The organism is Gilliamella sp. X-60 (genome assembly GCF_057063585.1).
On sequence record NZ_JBXSQJ010000034.1, the window covers coordinates 1 to 17,055 of the forward strand.

Genomic DNA, 17,055 nt, shown 5'->3' on the forward strand with positions numbered 1-17,055 from the left:
TTAACGATTTATAATACCGAAAGACCGCATGAGGCGTTAAATAACATGACACCGATTGAGTATAAAACACTAAAACAAGCAGCATGATTTTCTACGTGAGTTGTGTACTAGGTTTGGGGTATTTACAGAAATAATCTTAAAAATCGCGATTTGGAAAAACTAAACGAATTAAATTCTTTTTTATTTAGAATGGAAAAAGTTAACACAAAGCCACTTAAGATAAAAAAATAATCAACTGCAAGTATAAATGATAAAGGGAGTGAAAAATTACCATTCCAGTATAAATAATGACCGACAGCTACACAAAAAGCCATTACACCACGAAAAATCAAGAGAATAATTCCTTTTCAAAATACATCCATATGTAAAAACACATTCTATACATATCTTACATTAATTTTAACGTTGTGTTTAATATGATATTTCCTACGATTTAATTCTTAATAACATTTCAAGAAAAATCGATTTAATCTATAGTTTTCTTCTTTTTTTGTATAACAACGGTAACAATTTAATAATCCCTATTTTTTTAAGATCATTAAAAATAAAAAAAGAATTCTTTTTTGAGTAAACCTGACTATTTTTTCGTATTTCTTTTGACCAATGCAAAAGAAACAAATATCTATAAGGCATTTCTAATCGATTATAATTCCATTTATAGCTTTTATATTGAAGATAGCAAATTAGATACTTAAATTTTTCATATAACAGTTTATCTTTGCAAAATGTCATTATTTCATTAAATTCATCACAAATACAAAATACCTTATCTTTACTTTTTATTGACGACTGATCATGTATTCGATAATAAATTAATGGAGCGTCAATAAGCATCATTCGTGTTGCGCAGGCATAAACTTTAAAACTAAATGCTGTATCTTGATATGATGCACCGGGTGTTTCTAAAAATTTCAGATTATTTTTCTGAATAAATGTTCGCTTATAAATATTAGCCCACACTGACGGCCATTGTAAAAATGGAGATAAATCATTTTGTGGATTAATTAAAACACTGCTTTCCATTTGATATGAATCAACTTTCTTAATTGAGCTATCTTTTTGCATAAATGTAAAAAAATGACATCTTGCAATATCTAAATCATTTTCAACAGCTACTTTATATAACGATTCAAACATATCAGGCTTAGCAAAATCATCAGATTCAACAATACCGATATATTCACCAACGCATTGTTGAAGACCGATATTCATTGAATGGCCATAACCACTATTTAACTTATCAATAATACGAATTCTCGAATCTTTACCCGCATATTCTTGTAAAATAGCAAGTGAATTATCGGTAGAACCGTCATTTACACATATGATTTCTATACTGGTTAATGTTTGATTAATAATACTGTCTAAGCATTGTCGTAAATATTTTTCTACATTATAGACTGGCACGACAATCGATACATTGGGTAACATAAATTATCCTTGATTTCCTAAATTATTTAAATACCATAAAATGGTTTTCCGCAATCCACTTTCCAACTTTTCTTGTGGCTTCCAACCTAACTGTTTTTGTATTTTGGATGAATCAATAGCATATCGATAATCATGCCCTGGTCTATCAGATATAAATTGAATTAAATCTTGATATCGTTTGATTCCATTCAAGTGTTTTGGAATAAGTTCATCCATCATTGAGCAAATAATTTGTACCGTATCTAAGTTCGTATACTCGTTATTTGCACCAATATTATAAGTTTCACCAACTTTACCGTTTATTAAAACAGAATAGAGAGCTTTAGCATTATCTTCTACATAAATCCAATCACGTATTTGCGAACCATTGCCATAAACGGGTATGGGTTTACCTGCGAGTCCATTAGAAATTACAGATGGAATCAATTTTTCAATATGCTGAAAAGGCCCATAATTGTTGGTACTATGGGTTATAATGGTTGGCAATCCATATGTGCGATGCCATGCTTTAACTAAATGATCGCTTGATGCTTTAGAGGCGGAATAAGGACTACTTGGTGAATAGGGTGTTACCTCTGTAAAGCATAATTCTGTACTGCCTAAATCACCATAAACTTCATCGGTTGACACGTGAATAAAACGGAATTTTTCTTTCTCTTTTTTAGGTAAATTGCTCCAATAATTTCGAGAAGCTTCTAAAAGTGTAAAAGTTCCAACAATATTACTTTCGATAAAAGCATTTGGATTCGATATTGAACTATCCACATGACTTTCGGCAGCTAGATGAATAACAACACAAGGTTGATATTGTCGAAAAACACGATCCAATCCTAACCGATTACAAATATCCATCTTTTCAAAAAAATATCTACTATTATTAGAAACCATTGCAAGTGATTGCAAATTTGCTGCGTAAGTTAATTTATCAATATTAATGACATAATGTTGAGTATGTTCGATAGTATATCGAACAACGGCAGATCCAATAAATCCGGCGCCACCTGTTATTAAAATCTTTTTAGCGTTATTAAACAAACCTACCGTCCTATCCCATATTCCCGCAATTTATTCGCAATGGCCGTATGCGATACACCAAGTCTTTTCGCTAGCTTTCTTGAACTTGGGAATTGGCCATATAATTTTAATAAGATTTCTTTCTCAAATTGTTTTGTCATTTCATCAAGGGTTTTATTTTCAATATTGCTCACCCATGATAATTGCGATGTGGTTGAAGTTGGTAACATAACATCTTTGACAGTTAATATCGGCGAGGTTAATTGCGCTAATGCTGAATAGAGGATATTTTTTAGTTGTCTTACATTCCCGGGCCATGAGTAACCGCTCAAATAATCAATCACATTATTATCAATCCTTGGCGGTGTAATGCCTTGTTTATTGGCAAACTCATTAACAAAAATGTCAGTGAGTAGTGCAATATCCTCTTTACGTTCTTGCAAAGAGGGTAAATTAAGCGATAGCACGTTGAGTCTGTAATAAAGATCTTTTCTAAATTTACCTTGTTCGACCAACTCGGCTAAATCGACTTTTGTAGCGCAAATAATTCTTACATCAACATAGACTTCATTATCATCGCCCACACGACGAAAATAACCATCATTAATAAAACGAAGTAATTTGGTTTGCATTTGAAAAGACATCTCATCAATGCCATCAAGCAACACTGAACCACCATTGGCTTGCTCAAAAAAGCCTTTTTTGCTCTCAATTGCTCCAGGGTAGGCACCTGCTGCATGTCCATATAATTCACTTTCGACCACTTCATCGGGCATGGCTGCACAGTTTAATGCTAGAAAGGTCTGATCACCGCGAGAGCTATATTGATGGCAAGCATTAGCCAATAAATCTTTACCTGTGCCAGTTTCACCAGATATTAATAATGGTTCGCGTTGCATAGAAAAAGCTTTAGCTTGAGCAATGAGCTTTTGCATAACCAAACTTTGGGTAGCAAAAATATCAAAAGCATGCTCCCCCACTACTTTGATTTTTGATAATCGTTTTTTGAGATAATCAATTGATTGTAAAATAAATAGGGTTTTAGACGATCCTATCACTCTTTGCAATAAAAAATGCTGAGAGTTTAAAACAATGATTGTATTATCTTGTTCATCTATATTGATTGTATTATCAAGATTGAAGATCTTTTGATAATCAAATGGTTGATTTAATACTAAAACATAATCAGAAAATAACGCCTTAGCGACATCATTATACGCAACCAGAAGTTGGTTATTATCAATTTCAATGATTGCAACTTGCATAGTTTGCCCACTTTTCACTAAGTTTTACTAAATTATCACGTCGATGTTGCCACTCACAGCTTTTCGTTAATTCTGAATAGGTCATTTTTGTATTGGTTAGTAAACGTTTTGCTTTATCTGATGTTAAAGGATGAACCTTATCTAACGCTGTTAATTGATCTAAAATAGCTAACGTCCCTTGCCGGTTATTACAAGCTAAAAGCAGATCACAGCCTGCGGATAATGCCGCTTGCGCTCGCTCGGCATAATTGCCCATTATTGAAGCACCTTCCATTGATAAATCATCAGAAAAGATGACACCATCAAAATGCAATTGCTCGCGAAGTACTGTTTTAAGCCAATACGATGAACCACTAGCTGGTTTATTATTAAAAGCAGGATAAATAACATGTGCTGGCATAATCGCATCGAGTTTTTTATCAGCAATAAGCTTAGCAAATATTTGCATATCATGTTCAATCAACGATTTTTCACGATCATCAATGGGTGTTTCTTTATGCGAGTCAGCAATTACATGACCATGTCCCGGAAAATGTTTGCCCGTTGTTTTCATACCTGCTGCATGCATACCATCAATCATAGCAGAAGCAACTTGATAAGCGATATTAGCATCTTGATGAAACGAACGAGTACCAATAGCTAAGCAGTCATGACCTAAATCTAAAACAGGTGCATAGCTAAGATCGATATCAAAGGCGATGAGTTCCATAGCAAGTACCCAACCAGCATCAAAAGCTAATGACTTAGCTTGCTCTAGATTATTAAGCACCGCAAAAGATTGTGCAGGAGGAATCGTTGTAAAACCATGCCTAAAGCGTTGAACACGCCCACCTTCATGATCGACCGAAATTAATAAACGCTGTGAAGAAGCCGCTCGAATCTGTTTTATCAATGCCATTAATTGAGCTTGATCTTGATAATTACGACTAAATAAAATCACTCCTGCAACTAGTGGATGTTTCAAAAGCACTTTATCTTCATCGGTTAATGAAGTGCCTTCGACATCAATCAATAATGGTCCCATTTATTCATGTGCCTCTGAAACATTATCTTTATTGGTATTTAGTTGTGAAGAGAAGTCTTTCGATGTTACTCTTGTTAAGATTTCTCCGTTTTGTGTTGATAGCAATTCGACTGAAAGGTTAGCATCATTACTATCAGTTGGTGCTTTATATATAGTTGTAAATAGCACATATCCAGCATTGATTGATTTAGCTAGCCCTATCATCTTACCACGTGACACAAACTTATCATCAGCCGAAATACCTAACGCTTGTTTAGCTTCGTTGGTTGACTGCTTATTGACAACTGTAAACATATTTTGTTTATTCATCAATTGATGTAATGCGTCATCAATTTGATTTGTTACAAGATAATCACCACTACGATTTTGAATGTCACTAATTAAAATAATTTTATTGTCATTATTTGAAAGTGACACGTGTAATATTTTATTTACAAATGGTGATAATATAGTGTTCCAATCAGTTTGTTTAACGATCTGAGGAGGTGTTTCAATCACTCCAGTATCATCTGGTTCAGTGACATCAACGGGTGGTTTTACTTCAACTTTTTGGGTATGACTAATAAGATGACAACCCGCTAATACACAAGTCATTGCACTAATAACAAATAGACGTTTTATCTGTTTCATATAATAGTTAACCTACTAATCGACCTAAGTTTTTGCCACCTAATAAATGCATATGAATATGAAAGACTTCTTGCCCTGCATCTTTATTACAATTCATGATTAAACGATATCCGCTTTCATCAATGCCTTCTTGTTTTGCAATTTTAGCTGCGACAATCATCATATGCCCTAATAACATTTCGTCTTGTTCAGTGATCTCATTTATGGTTGGAATAAGTTTGTTAGGAATAATTAAAATATGTGTTGGCGCTTGAGGAGAAATATCTCGAAATGCGGTCACTTTGTCATCTTGAAAAACGATATCGGCAGGGATTTCTCTTCGAATAATTTTGCTAAAAATAGTTTCCTGAGCCATCAAACTTCTCCTTTTATACAAACGTCTATGCGTAAAATTGATATATACTGACAAGCATAACACATTTTAATAGCAAAAATGTATAGAAATCGTTACATATTTAAAATACATTTTTATATAAAAAACGTCCAAAACTGTGTAAATTTTATTTATTATTTAAATGATATGCATAGTTTGTAAAATAGTTAACCAACACCTTAAAAACACTCAGGTATACAACTGATTATATTCATCTTTTATATTTTACGTTTCAGATATAATATGAAGCTATATCTTCTGTTAAAAACTAAGATAAAACAGAAGTTTCCTTCATAAAAAAGTAAAACAAGTCCTCAAATCAACTTATTATATTCATTTGTCAAATATGATAAGTTGAGATATAATGCCCCGTCGATTTCAACCGCCTATTTTCATGTTCCTTGCTTTCAATGGGTTGCGGTTGCCCCGACAGAAAGCTGATTAATCCGTAGGGAGCGATAATGCGTCATTACGAAATAGTATTTATGGTTCACCCAGACCAAAGTGAACAAGTGCCAAGTATGATTGAACGTTATACTGGTACGTTAACCACTGATGGTGGCAAAATCCATCGTCTAGAAGATTGGGGTCGTCGTCAATTAGCCTATCCTATCGAAAAACTGCACAAAGCACACTATGTGTTAATGAATGTTGAAGCAACTCAAGAAGCTGTTAATGAGCTTGAAGATAACTTCCGTTTCAATGATGCAGTAATTCGCAGTTTAATTATGCGCACCAAACACGCTGTAACTGAAACTTCACCTATGTTAAAAGCGAAAGATGAGCGTCGTAGCTCTGAAGAAGATTTTAACGAAGCAAACATGGACGATGATTCCGACGAATAATCGTTTAGTGTTATCGGGTATTGTAAAAAAAACACCGATACGAAAAATCAGTCCAAGTGGGATTTCGCATTGTCAATTTTATTTAGAACATGTTTCTGAGCAGATTGAAGCAGAACTCACAAGGCAAGCATGGTGCATCATGCCTGTAATTGCTAGTGGACAACAAGAGTTAAGTTACGTAAAAAAAGGCAGTAGAGTTTTAGTTGGTGGATTTATAAGTACCCACACTAAACGTAATCAAACAAGCCAACTTGTTTTACATGCTGACCAAATTAAACTATTAGGAGAATAGCCAAATGGCACGTTATTTCCGTCGTCGCAAATTCTGCCGTTTTACTGCAGAAGGCGTTAAAGAAATTGATTATAAAGATGTTTCTTTATTAAAAAGCTATATCACAGAAAGTGGTAAAATTGTACCAAGCCGTATTACTGGTACAAGTGCAAAATATCAACGTCAATTAGCTCGCGCTATCAAACGCGCTCGTTACTTGGCATTATTACCATACACTGACAACCATCAGTAATTAGCAACAGAGGGAACATATAATGCAAATTATTCTACTCGATAAAGTTGCTAATTTAGGCAGCTTAGGTGATCAAGTTAATGTTAAAGCGGGTTATGCGCGTAACTTTTTGATTCCACAAGGTAAAGCAGTAGCAGCGACTAAAAAGAATATCGAATTTTTTGAAGCTCGTCGTGCTGAATTAGAAGCAAAACTTGCTGAGACATTAAAAGCCGCTGAACAACGCGTTGCTGAAATTAATGCACTTGGTAAAGTCACTATCACTTCTAAAGCTGGTGATGAAGGCAAATTATTCGGTTCAATCGGTACTCGTGATATCGCAGATGCAGTTAAAGCTCGTGGTATTCAAGTATCAAAAAGCGAAGTTCGCCTGCCAAATGGTGTACTGCGTACTACTGGCGAACACGAAGTGTTCTTCCAAGTACACAGCGAAGCTTTTGCTAAAGTTATTGTTGAAATTATTTCTGAATAATTATCACTCAATACAAATAAAAAAACCCGTTAATAAAACGGGTTTTTTTATTATCTATTTTCGGTACAATAACAAGCCAAATAAAAATTCATTGAGTTATTGCACATCACTAGATGCTATTAAAAAGCAACTATCTAACAATAATTGATTTTCCTCTACCCCGAATATCTGACACCGCTTCGGGTTTATTGTCAGTGATTTTTATGGCTTGAATATCACCGCTAAAATCTTGCTGCTTAAACTGATACCCCATCTGTTTGAGTTGAGCTTTTAAATCTTCTGGTACTCTATTTTGAAAACGCTCAATAAAGATAAGATTAGTTGGTAATAATTGATGATGATAACGCGGAGCATCTATTGCTGCTTTTAATGACATATGGTTATCAAAGACATTCGTCACCACTTGGAAAATTGAAGTAAAAATCCTTGAACCGCCCGGTGTACCAATAACCATTGCAACATCATTATTTTTAATAAATATACTTGGCGTCATAGAAGATAAAGGGCGTTTATTTGGCTCAATTGCATTAGCATCTTTGCTCACAACACCAAACTGATTAGCAACACCTGGTTTACTACTAAAATCATCCATTTCATTATTGAGTATAATACCTGTGCCTTCTATTACAACCGCTGATCCAAACCAGCCATTAAGCGTATAAGTATTCGATGCCGCATTACCCCATTTATCCACAATAGAAAAATGCGTTGTCTGTAATTTTTCGCGATTAGTATCTAAACCAGGTTTAACTTGTTCAGTAATCGAAATAGCTTTTGGATTAACTTGCTTAGCTCTTTGCGCTAAATAATTAGTATCAATCAATTCAGTGACAGGTACAGAGATAAAATCAGGATCTCCCATATATTCGGCTCGATCGGCAAAAACACGTTTTTCTATTTCTGCTAATAAGTGAATATATTGTGGTGAATTCACTTTTACATCTTTGAAATCATTCGCGAGATCTTGTTTCATTAATAAAAGTTGAATTAAACCAACGCCACCTGAACTTGGCGGAGGAGCGGTAACAATCTGCATATCTTGCCAGTTAGCAACTAACGGAGCTCGCCATTTAGCCTGATAATTGGCCAAATCGTTTTCAGTAATTAAACCGTCATTTTTTTCCATCTGTTGTGCAATTAATTTAGCCGTTTCGCCTTTATAAAATCCGTCACTACCTTGGTTTGCAATACGCTCTAATACTTTACCAAGTTCGGGCTGTTTAAACACCTTTTCAGCTTGCATAGCACCAAAGTATTGCTTAAAGTGACCATTAGTAGGTGCAAGCTCGGCTGCTTCTTGATAACGTTTAACTAACTGTTTATCTACGGTAAACCCTTCATTAGCAAATCGAATAGCTGGTGCCATTACCTCTTTCCAAGATAATTTACCAAAACGTTGATGCACCGCCCACATACCGGCAACGGTTCCCGGTACTCCCGATGCTTTGTAAGAATATAAACTTAAATTAGGGATCACATTTTTATGATCATCAAGATACATATCTTTATCAGCTTTGCTTGGTGCAACTTCACGATAATCAATAAAATAAGGCTTACCATCCATCAAAAGGGTCATAAAACCACCCCCACCAATGTTACCCGCTTCAGGATAAGTAACAGCAAGAGCAAAGGCGGTAGCCACAGCAGCATCAGCTGCATTTCCACCTTTTTTTAAAATTTCTTGTGCAGCAATGGCACCATAAGAATCGGGCGAAGCAACTGCGCCAGCTTCTAATTTTTGTGTTACGTTTTCAACAGCAAGTACTTGTTGGCTTATCAGTAAAAATACAATAAAGTAGCAATACTTTATCAACTTACGTTTAAGATAAAACATTTTGCACCTCCTAATTAAAGTATTATTTATCGTACCCACTTAACAGCAAAATACATGAATCACATTAATAAATCATGTAACAATCGGTTAAGGGGAATCATCAATATAGCATAGAAAATAAAAATGTTGAGCAAATATTGATCAGATAGCCACAATGCAATGGTTTACCCTAACGTGTCATCTGCATGGAGTATCAATAATTGCTAAGACCAAAAATAAGATGATCAGTTAGCTTTACTCAATAGAGGCTGATAATTTAATATGCAATGCAATCGATGATAATAAAACTCATCTACATAGAGTAGCCTATCTATCTTCTTTGTTGAACATAGGTAACAAATAATTAAACTTTGCTGGAAAATGTTATTAAGAGGTGTCAAGGATGATGTATTTTCTTAACATAATTAGCCTTAAAAAACATAATCCGTTTAAATAAAGCTGATTTTTGTAAAAAAGTTTCAGGAAACACTACGTTTAAGTATAAAAAGGTAGTAAATTTAGTCGAAATGATTGCTTGATCCTTATAGAAAATAGGCGCAATTGATCTTTATGATTATAAATGAAAAAGAGCGTACCCCATTTAATTAAAGGTATACGCTCTTATCTAAAACATAAAAAACTAAGCTGTTTGAATTTGACTTTCTGATTTACCTTGCTCATCTTTATACAATTTATTGTCATATAATTTGACAAAAGGAATATAAATTAGCAAAGCTAAAATAGCTGAAAATATGGCAACAATAGCCGCTTTAAAATCACCGCCAGTGCTAATAAATGCCCCTAATCCCATTGGCGATGGCCATGGAATTAATGCGATGATAGGGTGAATAAAACCGGTATTAATAGCCAAATAACCTAATGTTCCACACGCCATGGGCGCTAAGAAAAAAGGCAGTGCTAAATAAGGATTGTATACAATCGGCATACCAAAAATAACCGGTTCGTTAATATTAAATATTGCTGGCACTACAGATGCTCGCCCTAAGATTTTTAGTTGGCTAGACTTAGCAAAAAACGCAATAAAGAATGTCATTAATAAGGTAGAACCTGATCCCCCTAAAATCACAAGTGAATTATTAAATTCACCTGCAAAAGGAATATGTGCTCCCGCCGTATTTTCAGTCATATTAGTTAACATAATCGGGGTAATAAATGCCCCAATAATACTCGCACCATGAATCCCAACCACCCATAATGCATGGATTAAAAATAGGATAACCATAATACCCAACCAACTTTTGGTGAGATTGGTTACAAAGGCAAATGGTACAGCAATGATATTAAAAATATCAGTACCAAAATAGATCAAAATACCATTAAGAACGATCACAAAAAAAGCAATCACAAAAGTTGGGATCAGTGCAGTAAAGGAACGTGAAACACCAAGTGGAACTGTTTCTGGCATTTTCACAACCCAGTTACGCCTGACGCATAAAAAATAAAGATGAGTCGCCACAATAGCCATAACTATTGCAATAAATATACCGGATGTCCCCAACCTAAAGACAAAGGGTTTTAAACGTAGACCATTAAAGACTAAATTACTTTGATCATTGAGTAAGGTAATCACACCATTTTGCATAATCAGTTCAGGCAATGTCATGAAAAAGGCAAAAACGGATAACATCGCCCCATTAAGAGCATTAACTTTAAGACCCGTTTCTTCCGCTTCGATCTTAGTCAGTTCATAACCAACAACAAAGTTAAAATAGAGGGCTAAAATACCGATTGTTGCCGTATTAGCAATCATATAAAGATCACTCACTCTAAAAAAAGTATTTTCAAAAAAGCCTTCTAATCCCGTAAATGTCATTGGTAACGTGTTGAATACTAAAAACATGGAGCCAACAATAGAAAAAGGTACTGACGCCATTCCCGCAGCCATTACAGCTCGAACAATTTTAAATTGTGATATTTTCGCCATGGGCGTCATCAGATATTTCTGTAAAATAACAAATCCCGTATTCATTTTGTTTTCCTCATCTAATTAATAAATTCTTCGTAAGCTTGGATTCTTTTGAAATGCAAATCCTGATTATGTTGAATTTTATTTAACTTGCTAAGCATTAAGGTGATAATGATTAGGCTTACCGTCAGTAACACCATTAATACATGTAAAGCATCTGGCGTCTGTTTTAAAAATGGAAAAAAGAAGTGATACAAAGGGGTATAGAGCGTAATCATTAGTGTCACAAAAACTATCGCTAAGACACGATAAAATAACCTTGCATAAGGCAATTTATTGCAGTGATTTCGATAAAGTTTAATTTGTTCCCATGTGGTGAGTATGCCTAAAACAAAAAGAGCAAGCGGTAAAATCGCTACCATCGACAATGACCCCATTAAAAAGGTTGCCCAATAAAGATTTAAAAATAAAAAAAATGCGACGGTATAGCGAATCGCTAAAAATCGATTAAAATAGAGATTGGTTAGGCTGATTTTTTTATGCATTGTTAGCTTTTGTGTCATTATGCCACTCCTTATTTAGCCCTTTAATGTTGTTTCTAGCTCATGATGTTTTTCATATAGGTGTAACATTTCAATCGCCATTTCTCGAAAACTCATGGTTGTCATTAAGTGATCTTGTGCATGCACCATAATAATTTCCATCGTGATTTTGGTGCCATTTGCATAATTTTGCAGTAATTGTGTTTGTGAATGGTGTGCTTGTAAGATCTCTTTATTTGCTTCTTCAAGCAATTGATTGGCGGTAATAAAATCGGCTTGTCTCATCGCCTTAAAAGCATCGTGAATTTTAGTTTTAGCATTACCACTATATAAAATAATATTAAAAGCGATAAGTTGAATATCCTCTGAGCTCATTTCCTGATTCATTGCTATACCCCTTTTTCAATAAGTTGGATAAAAAGTTGTTTAAATTGGTGAAAATTATGTGTTTTCAATAGTTTTGATTGCATTTCTAAATCATCAATCAAGTTAACAATCGCTTTTGTCATCATCGCAAGAGTCGGATTTTGATAAATCGAGGGGGAAATCATAAAGATAAATCGGATTTGTGGGTAATTATCATCCCAAAATACACCATCAGGGATTATTGCAATGCCAATTTTAGGCAATTTTCCAACAGGCATTGCTGGATGTGGCACCACAATGGTTGGGCTAAAGAAAATATCGCCTAATCGCATACGGTTTTCCATTTGCTTTATCATCTGTTGTTTATAATCGCTAGTTTCATTTAGCGCTAAAAGATCAAGTAAACAATTTAAAACTTGTTCTTTACTTTGCGGCTGTTCACATCGGTAAAAATAATCAGCGGATAAATCATCTACCATTTGCAAAGCATCAATAACATGATCTAAACAGCTTGAGGTTAATATTGGCTCTTTATGTGTCGAAATAAGCATATTAGGTGACGAAAGATGACGGCGAATTTTTTGTACATCATCTTCGGTAAAAAATACTGAAACATGAAAAACTGGAACTTTAAATACTTTTGATGAAAGATCCACTGACGAGATAATAAAATCAATCTTTTCTAATATCTTCGGCTCAATTTCATAATATCCTTGTGTGGCAACAATTTTGATTCTTTCATTAAATTCACATTCAACGCGATTTTTTAGTAGTTGGGCACTACCAAGGCCTGTTGCACAAATAATTAATACTTTGGCTTTTTGTTCATTTTTCAGTTTTTCAATCGAAGCTAAAAAGTGCAAAGTTAAATAGCCCCATTCATCATCATGAATAGTAAATTTTTTAAGCTCAGGAAGCTGGCTCAGGTAATTTTTAACTAACTCAAACAATTCTGGAGAATTGGCTTTAATTTCATTAAGCAATGGATTTTTCAGTTTAATGTGTTGCTTTAAGCGAACAATCATCGGTTTTAAGTGTTGGATAATGCCGTTTTTCAATTGCTCATCATTTAAAAATAAATATCCCGTTTCTTGTTCTATCTTGATGAGTAAATTAGTCAAAGATGAATATAACTCAGCATCAAAATCATTTTGGCAAAAATTTGATTTACTCATTAAATGTAAAGTTAAATACATTTGTTCTTCTTTTGGAAAACAAAAACCTGTTACCTTTTCAATTCTATTGATAATCTTTTTAGCGACTTGATATTCCAAAGTATTTTTTGTCGATTGTGACATATCAAGATTTTGAATAGAAAGTCCTGACTGTAAGCGTTTAATGCTTAATGACAGATGTAACACGATATTTTGCATCATCACGTCGGATAATTTTATTTTTGCCTCACGGCATTCATCTAAAATAATAATGGTTAACGAATCAAAACTAATGACATCACTAAAGTTATTTAAATGCGTTAGGTGCTGCAAAAGATTAATCGATCCATCATGGAAAAAATAACTCAAAATGAAATGTCGTTTTGCTTTTTCCTCGCCCTCAACATAAAACAAGGATTGACTTTTTTTGACTGTCAGACCATACGGTTTAAGTTGATGCTTAATTTCTAAAATATCTTTATTGAGTTGGGAAGAACTAATAAATAATCGCTCTGATAATGCCTCTATATCAATTTTTTGACATTCTAACAATAACAGATTAAGAATATGATGTTTTCTTTGAGTTGCTTCTCGACAATTCGCTTGTTCTTCATTGCGATCTAATAGATGATGTTCAATTAGAAATAAATTGAAAGCAGTTCTATCTTTAATTTGTAGTTGGTAGCCATAACCTTGTTTACTAACGATAGCTCCACCATGGCTTTCGACCAATGGTTTTAAATCATTAAGATAAGTGCGAACAGTGCGATCTGATAATGATAGCTCAGTTGCTAACCACGCACTACTTTTGAATAAGTTTTTAGAACGAACCAATAAACTAATAAGGTTACGTTGTTTATTTTTAATCACAATTATCCAAACCTGTGCCAACTAAAACCCTATTGTTAATAATATAGTGACGGTTTTCACTTGTTAGGTAATCACGCCACAGCCCCAGCCAGATAATAAGGCGCTGCCATTTGGCAAACGCCAAACCTATATCTAAAACAAAAATTCATTGAAATTATTGGATATTATCCTCAATTAACTTGGCTAATTGTTCAATGCCCGATTGAATGGGTATATAGGCCTGAAAAGGAATACTGACAACAGGTTTACCCACTTCATCGCCCAAACTTTTCAATTTATCAAACATCATCATCGTTTGAGGACTAATTAAAAAAAGTGAAAAATCACTATTTTTAATCATATTCGCCCCTTCAGTTGCTGATACCGCATCAACCGAAACCGCTTTATCTTTGCTAGCAAAATATTCTGTCACTTTTTTTGCCATTAATGATGATGACATCCCTGCGGCACAAATAATTAATGTTTTTTTCATAAATTCTCCTAAAAATAGTTATATGCTTTATAAAACTTCACCATTAGACTCAATGACTTTTTTAAACCATGCAAATGAGGCTTTGCGACTACGTTTTAGTGTGCCGTTGCCTTTGTTGTCTTTATCAACATAGATAAATCCATAACGTTTTTCCATTTCGCCAGTCCCCGCTGAAACAAGATCAATACATCCCCAAGGGGTATATCCCATCAAATCGACACCATCTTCTTCAACAGCTAGCTTCATTTGTTTTATGTGATCACGTAAATATTCAATACGATATAAATCTTGCACCGAACCATCGGCTTCTACTTTGTCATAAGCCCCAAAGCCATTTTCTACAATAAATAATGGAAGCCTATACATATCAGTCAACCAATTTAACGTATAACGTAATCCCTCGGGATCAATCTGCCATCCCCAATCAGACACCTTGACATATTGATTACCAATCAGATCGGTTTTTTCATTATATTCATAGCTGTCATTACCAGTTTTTTTCCTAATTGCGTTTGACATGTAATAGCTAAAACCAATGTAATCAACGCTGCCGTTTTTCAAAATCTCAAGATCTTGATCGGTGATATCAAGTTGAAAATCTTTACGTTGCCAATATTTTTTAATGTGGTTTGGATACTCACCATGGACATGCACATCAGCAAAAAAGTATTTACGCTCCATCGCCTTTTGTGCCATTAAAATATCACCGGGTTTACTGGTCTCTGGATAGATTGGTATCATTGCTAACATACAACCTATTTCAAAATCAGGGTTAATGGCATGACCAATTTGCACCGCTTTAGCACTGGCAACTAATTCATAATGTGCAGCTTGATACATGATCTGCTCGCGATTATCGCCCGCTTTATAGTAAATCCCTGAATTAGTAAATGGTGCAAAATCTTCATTAAAGTTAGCCTGATTATTAATTTCGTTGAAAGTCATCCAATATTTGACTTTATTTTTATAACGATCAAAACAGACCTCGGCAAAACGCACAAAAAAATCAATTAATTTACGATTGCGAAAGCCACCATATTCAGTAACAAGATAATAAGGCAATTCAAAATGGGAAAGGGTAACAACTGGCTCAATATTGTATTTTAAGCATTCATCAAAAAGATCATCATAAAATTTTAATCCTTCTTCATTTGGTGCAAGTTCATCACCTTTTGGAAAGATACGCGTCCACGCAATAGAGGTTCTAAAACATTTAAAACCCATTTCGGCAAAGAGTTTAATGTCATCTTTATAGTGATGATAAAAATCAATAGCGTCGTGATTTGGGTAATATTCACCTTCAATCACACCTTCAGTAATTTTTCGATAGCTTTTAGGTGAACCCACCGTCATCACATCAGCGACACTCACTCCTTTACCACCGACTTGCCAAGCCCCTTCTAATTGATGAGCTGCAACGGCACCTCCCCATAAAAAATCTTTTGGTAAACCTTTATTATTCATAATCAAGTACCTGTGTTTATTGAGAATTCAACTTTAGTATAAAAGGAAAAAAATAGAATTACTAACCAACTTTTTCCGTATTGATCAGGAAAAATATAAGTATATTTTGGAGGAAAGTTATGAATTAATATTAGTAAGGTGAGTTACTTTTTTTGATATTTAGAACTTTATCGACACACGATAAAAATAATTTTAAATTTTAAATAGTTAAAGCAAAATTTTAAATAAATTCTTCAAACTCATCAGCCTATTTCGAGGGAACAAATGTAAATACCCCAAACTTAGTACACAACTTACGTAGAAAATTAAGCTGCCTGTTTTAATGTTTTATATTCGAGCGGTGTCATGTTATTTAATGCCTCATGCGGTCTTTCGGTATTATAAATCGTTAACCATTCTTCGGTTATTCTCCTTGCTTGTGCTAAGTTGTTAAAAAGATATAAATCGAGTACTTCAGTACGATAGGTACGATTAAATCGTTCAATATAGCCATTTTGATAAGGACTACCAGGCTGGATATAATCAATGGCTATATCATGGGATTTAGCCCAGTTTATAAAGGTTTTTCCTGTAAATTCTGGCCCATTATCGACCCGTATTTTTAATGGATACCCATGATATTCGGCCAGTTTATCTAAATAACGGATAATTCTCCCTGCCGGTAAGCTTACTGCAATATTGTAACTATCCCCTAAAATAGTACAGCAAAAAAGTAGAAAATTCTCTATGATAAAAGTAAAGGGGATTTAATTATGAAAAAAATGACTGAACATCAGATTGTATCTATTTTAAAAGAAGCTGAAGCCGGTATTCCTGTCAAGGAGCTCTGTCGTAAATATGGCATGGGTAATTCAACTTTCTATAAATGG

At 34.2% G+C, this 17,055-nt stretch carries 21 protein-coding genes; 6 read left to right on the forward strand and 15 right to left on the reverse strand.

Features of this window, described 5'->3' with window-relative positions; genetic code table 11:
* The first annotated feature begins 6 nt into the window (after window positions 1–6).
* On the forward strand, window positions 7–87 hold the full coding sequence (locus tag ACYIAM_RS12590; protein ID WP_141670356.1) for an integrase core domain-containing protein: 81 nt from the start codon (window positions 7–9) through the stop codon (window positions 85–87).
* A 35-nt stretch (window positions 88–122) separates the two neighbouring features.
* Here ACYIAM_RS12590 and ACYIAM_RS12595 read toward each other — a convergent pair whose 3' ends face one another.
* The 7 genes from ACYIAM_RS12595 to ACYIAM_RS12625 form a co-directional block, all read right to left on the reverse strand.
* Window positions 123–314, reverse strand: coding sequence for a hypothetical protein (locus tag ACYIAM_RS12595; protein WP_483748515.1), 192 nt, complete (start codon window positions 312–314; stop codon window positions 123–125).
* Window positions 315–471: 157 nt separating this feature from the next.
* Window positions 472–1,431: a glycosyltransferase gene (locus tag ACYIAM_RS12600; RefSeq protein WP_483748506.1), complete on the reverse strand. Its 960-nt coding sequence runs from the start codon at window positions 1,429–1,431 to the stop codon at window positions 472–474.
* Window positions 1,432–1,434: 3 nt separating this feature from the next.
* Entirely contained in the window at window positions 1,435–2,466 is a 1,032-nt protein-coding gene (rfbB, locus tag ACYIAM_RS12605; RefSeq protein ID WP_483748507.1) for a dTDP-glucose 4,6-dehydratase, read from the reverse strand.
* Between the two features lie 2 nt (window positions 2,467–2,468).
* Window positions 2,469–3,710, reverse strand: a complete 1,242-nt coding sequence (locus tag ACYIAM_RS12610; protein ID WP_483748508.1) for a sigma 54-interacting transcriptional regulator — start codon at window positions 3,708–3,710, stop codon at window positions 2,469–2,471.
* Complete coding sequence (gene nagZ / locus ACYIAM_RS12615; protein WP_174796054.1) at window positions 3,691–4,734, reverse strand: beta-N-acetylhexosaminidase; 1,044 nt, start codon at window positions 4,732–4,734, stop codon at window positions 3,691–3,693. The genes ACYIAM_RS12610 and nagZ overlap by 20 nt, the downstream gene beginning before the upstream one ends.
* Window positions 4,735–5,364, reverse strand: coding sequence for a hypothetical protein (locus ACYIAM_RS12620; RefSeq protein WP_483748509.1), 630 nt, complete (start codon window positions 5,362–5,364; stop codon window positions 4,735–4,737).
* A 7-nt stretch (window positions 5,365–5,371) separates the two neighbouring features.
* On the reverse strand, window positions 5,372–5,719 hold the full coding sequence (locus ACYIAM_RS12625) for an HIT domain-containing protein (RefSeq protein ID WP_483748510.1): 348 nt from the start codon (window positions 5,717–5,719) through the stop codon (window positions 5,372–5,374).
* Between the two features lie 479 nt (window positions 5,720–6,198).
* On the opposite strand from ACYIAM_RS12625, the gene rpsF reads away from it, so the two are divergent.
* From rpsF to rplI, 4 genes are read left to right on the forward strand one after another with little or no spacing between them, the layout of a single operon-like run.
* The gene (gene rpsF, locus ACYIAM_RS12630) at window positions 6,199–6,582 is read left to right on the forward strand and encodes a 30S ribosomal protein S6 (protein WP_065588737.1); all 384 of its coding nucleotides are present in this window, start codon (window positions 6,199–6,201) and stop codon (window positions 6,580–6,582) included.
* Window positions 6,569–6,874 carry a primosomal replication protein N gene (gene priB / locus ACYIAM_RS12635; protein ID WP_483748516.1) on the forward strand — a complete coding sequence of 102 codons (306 nt, stop codon included), beginning with the start codon at window positions 6,569–6,571 and terminating at the stop codon, window positions 6,872–6,874. Before rpsF ends, priB begins: the two co-directional genes overlap by 14 nt.
* Before the next feature lie 4 nt (window positions 6,875–6,878).
* Entirely contained in the window at window positions 6,879–7,106 is a 228-nt protein-coding gene (gene rpsR / locus ACYIAM_RS12640) for a 30S ribosomal protein S18 (protein WP_025314965.1), read from the forward strand.
* 22 nt (window positions 7,107–7,128) lie between these two features.
* A complete protein-coding gene (gene rplI, locus ACYIAM_RS12645) occupies window positions 7,129–7,578 on the forward strand; it encodes a 50S ribosomal protein L9 (protein WP_065639166.1) in 450 nt (149 codons plus the stop codon).
* Between the two features lie 130 nt (window positions 7,579–7,708).
* Here rplI and ggt read toward each other — a convergent pair whose 3' ends face one another.
* The 8 genes from ggt to ACYIAM_RS12685 form a co-directional block, all read right to left on the reverse strand.
* Window positions 7,709–9,412 (reverse strand): gamma-glutamyltransferase, encoded by a 1,704-nt coding sequence (gene ggt, locus ACYIAM_RS12650; protein ID WP_483748511.1) that lies wholly within the window; start codon window positions 9,410–9,412, stop codon window positions 7,709–7,711.
* 619 nt (window positions 9,413–10,031) lie between these two features.
* Window positions 10,032–11,381, reverse strand: a complete 1,350-nt coding sequence (celB, locus tag ACYIAM_RS12655; RefSeq protein ID WP_174786445.1) for a PTS cellobiose transporter subunit IIC — start codon at window positions 11,379–11,381, stop codon at window positions 10,032–10,034.
* 14 nt (window positions 11,382–11,395) lie between these two features.
* Complete coding sequence (locus ACYIAM_RS12660) at window positions 11,396–11,881, reverse strand: hypothetical protein (RefSeq protein ID WP_174796047.1); 486 nt, start codon at window positions 11,879–11,881, stop codon at window positions 11,396–11,398.
* 15 nt (window positions 11,882–11,896) lie between these two features.
* Window positions 11,897–12,235 (reverse strand): PTS cellobiose transporter subunit IIA, encoded by a 339-nt coding sequence (locus tag ACYIAM_RS12665; protein WP_065639215.1) that lies wholly within the window; start codon window positions 12,233–12,235, stop codon window positions 11,897–11,899.
* A gap of 14 nt (window positions 12,236–12,249) precedes the next feature.
* Entirely contained in the window at window positions 12,250–14,250 is a 2,001-nt protein-coding gene (locus ACYIAM_RS12670; RefSeq protein ID WP_483748512.1) for a BglG family transcription antiterminator, read from the reverse strand.
* 154 nt (window positions 14,251–14,404) lie between these two features.
* Complete coding sequence (locus ACYIAM_RS12675) at window positions 14,405–14,722, reverse strand: PTS cellobiose transporter subunit IIB (protein WP_483748513.1); 318 nt, start codon at window positions 14,720–14,722, stop codon at window positions 14,405–14,407.
* A 27-nt stretch (window positions 14,723–14,749) separates the two neighbouring features.
* On the reverse strand, window positions 14,750–16,186 hold the full coding sequence (locus ACYIAM_RS12680) for a 6-phospho-beta-glucosidase (protein WP_483748514.1): 1,437 nt from the start codon (window positions 16,184–16,186) through the stop codon (window positions 14,750–14,752).
* A gap of 305 nt (window positions 16,187–16,491) precedes the next feature.
* The gene (locus ACYIAM_RS12685; RefSeq protein ID WP_483748517.1) at window positions 16,492–16,932 is read right to left on the reverse strand and encodes an integrase core domain-containing protein; all 441 of its coding nucleotides are present in this window, start codon (window positions 16,930–16,932) and stop codon (window positions 16,492–16,494) included.
* A gap of 6 nt (window positions 16,933–16,938) precedes the next feature.
* On the opposite strand from ACYIAM_RS12685, the gene ACYIAM_RS12690 reads away from it, so the two are divergent.
* Window positions 16,939–17,055: transposase (locus tag ACYIAM_RS12690; RefSeq protein WP_483747552.1), on the forward strand; the 117-nt coding region annotated here is incomplete at its 3' end.

Excerpts from the sequence above, each read along its gene's own strand:
- ACYIAM_RS12595 (WP_483748515.1), bottom strand. The coding sequence starts at position 314 with ATGGCTTTTTGTGTAGCTGTCGGTCATTATTTATACTGGAATGGTAAT.
- ACYIAM_RS12600 (WP_483748506.1), bottom strand. The coding sequence starts at position 1,431 with ATGTTACCCAATGTATCGATTGTCGTGCCAGTCTATAATGTAGAAAAA.
- ACYIAM_RS12610 (WP_483748508.1), bottom strand. The coding sequence starts at position 3,710 with ATGCAAGTTGCAATCATTGAAATTGATAATAACCAACTTCTGGTTGCG.
- nagZ (WP_174796054.1), bottom strand. The coding sequence starts at position 4,734 with ATGGGACCATTATTGATTGATGTCGAAGGCACTTCATTAACCGATGAA.
- ACYIAM_RS12620 (WP_483748509.1), bottom strand. The coding sequence starts at position 5,364 with ATGAAACAGATAAAACGTCTATTTGTTATTAGTGCAATGACTTGTGTA.
- ACYIAM_RS12625 (WP_483748510.1), bottom strand. The coding sequence starts at position 5,719 with ATGGCTCAGGAAACTATTTTTAGCAAAATTATTCGAAGAGAAATCCCT.
- rpsF (WP_065588737.1), top strand. The coding sequence starts at position 6,199 with ATGCGTCATTACGAAATAGTATTTATGGTTCACCCAGACCAAAGTGAA.
- rpsR (WP_025314965.1), top strand. The coding sequence starts at position 6,879 with ATGGCACGTTATTTCCGTCGTCGCAAATTCTGCCGTTTTACTGCAGAA.
- rplI (WP_065639166.1), top strand. The coding sequence starts at position 7,129 with ATGCAAATTATTCTACTCGATAAAGTTGCTAATTTAGGCAGCTTAGGT.
- ggt (WP_483748511.1), bottom strand. The coding sequence starts at position 9,412 with ATGTTTTATCTTAAACGTAAGTTGATAAAGTATTGCTACTTTATTGTA.
- celB (WP_174786445.1), bottom strand. The coding sequence starts at position 11,381 with ATGAATACGGGATTTGTTATTTTACAGAAATATCTGATGACGCCCATG.
- ACYIAM_RS12660 (WP_174796047.1), bottom strand. The coding sequence starts at position 11,881 with ATGACACAAAAGCTAACAATGCATAAAAAAATCAGCCTAACCAATCTC.
- ACYIAM_RS12665 (WP_065639215.1), bottom strand. The coding sequence starts at position 12,235 with ATGAGCTCAGAGGATATTCAACTTATCGCTTTTAATATTATTTTATAT.
- ACYIAM_RS12675 (WP_483748513.1), bottom strand. The coding sequence starts at position 14,722 with ATGAAAAAAACATTAATTATTTGTGCCGCAGGGATGTCATCATCATTA.
- ACYIAM_RS12680 (WP_483748514.1), bottom strand. The coding sequence starts at position 16,186 with ATGAATAATAAAGGTTTACCAAAAGATTTTTTATGGGGAGGTGCCGTT.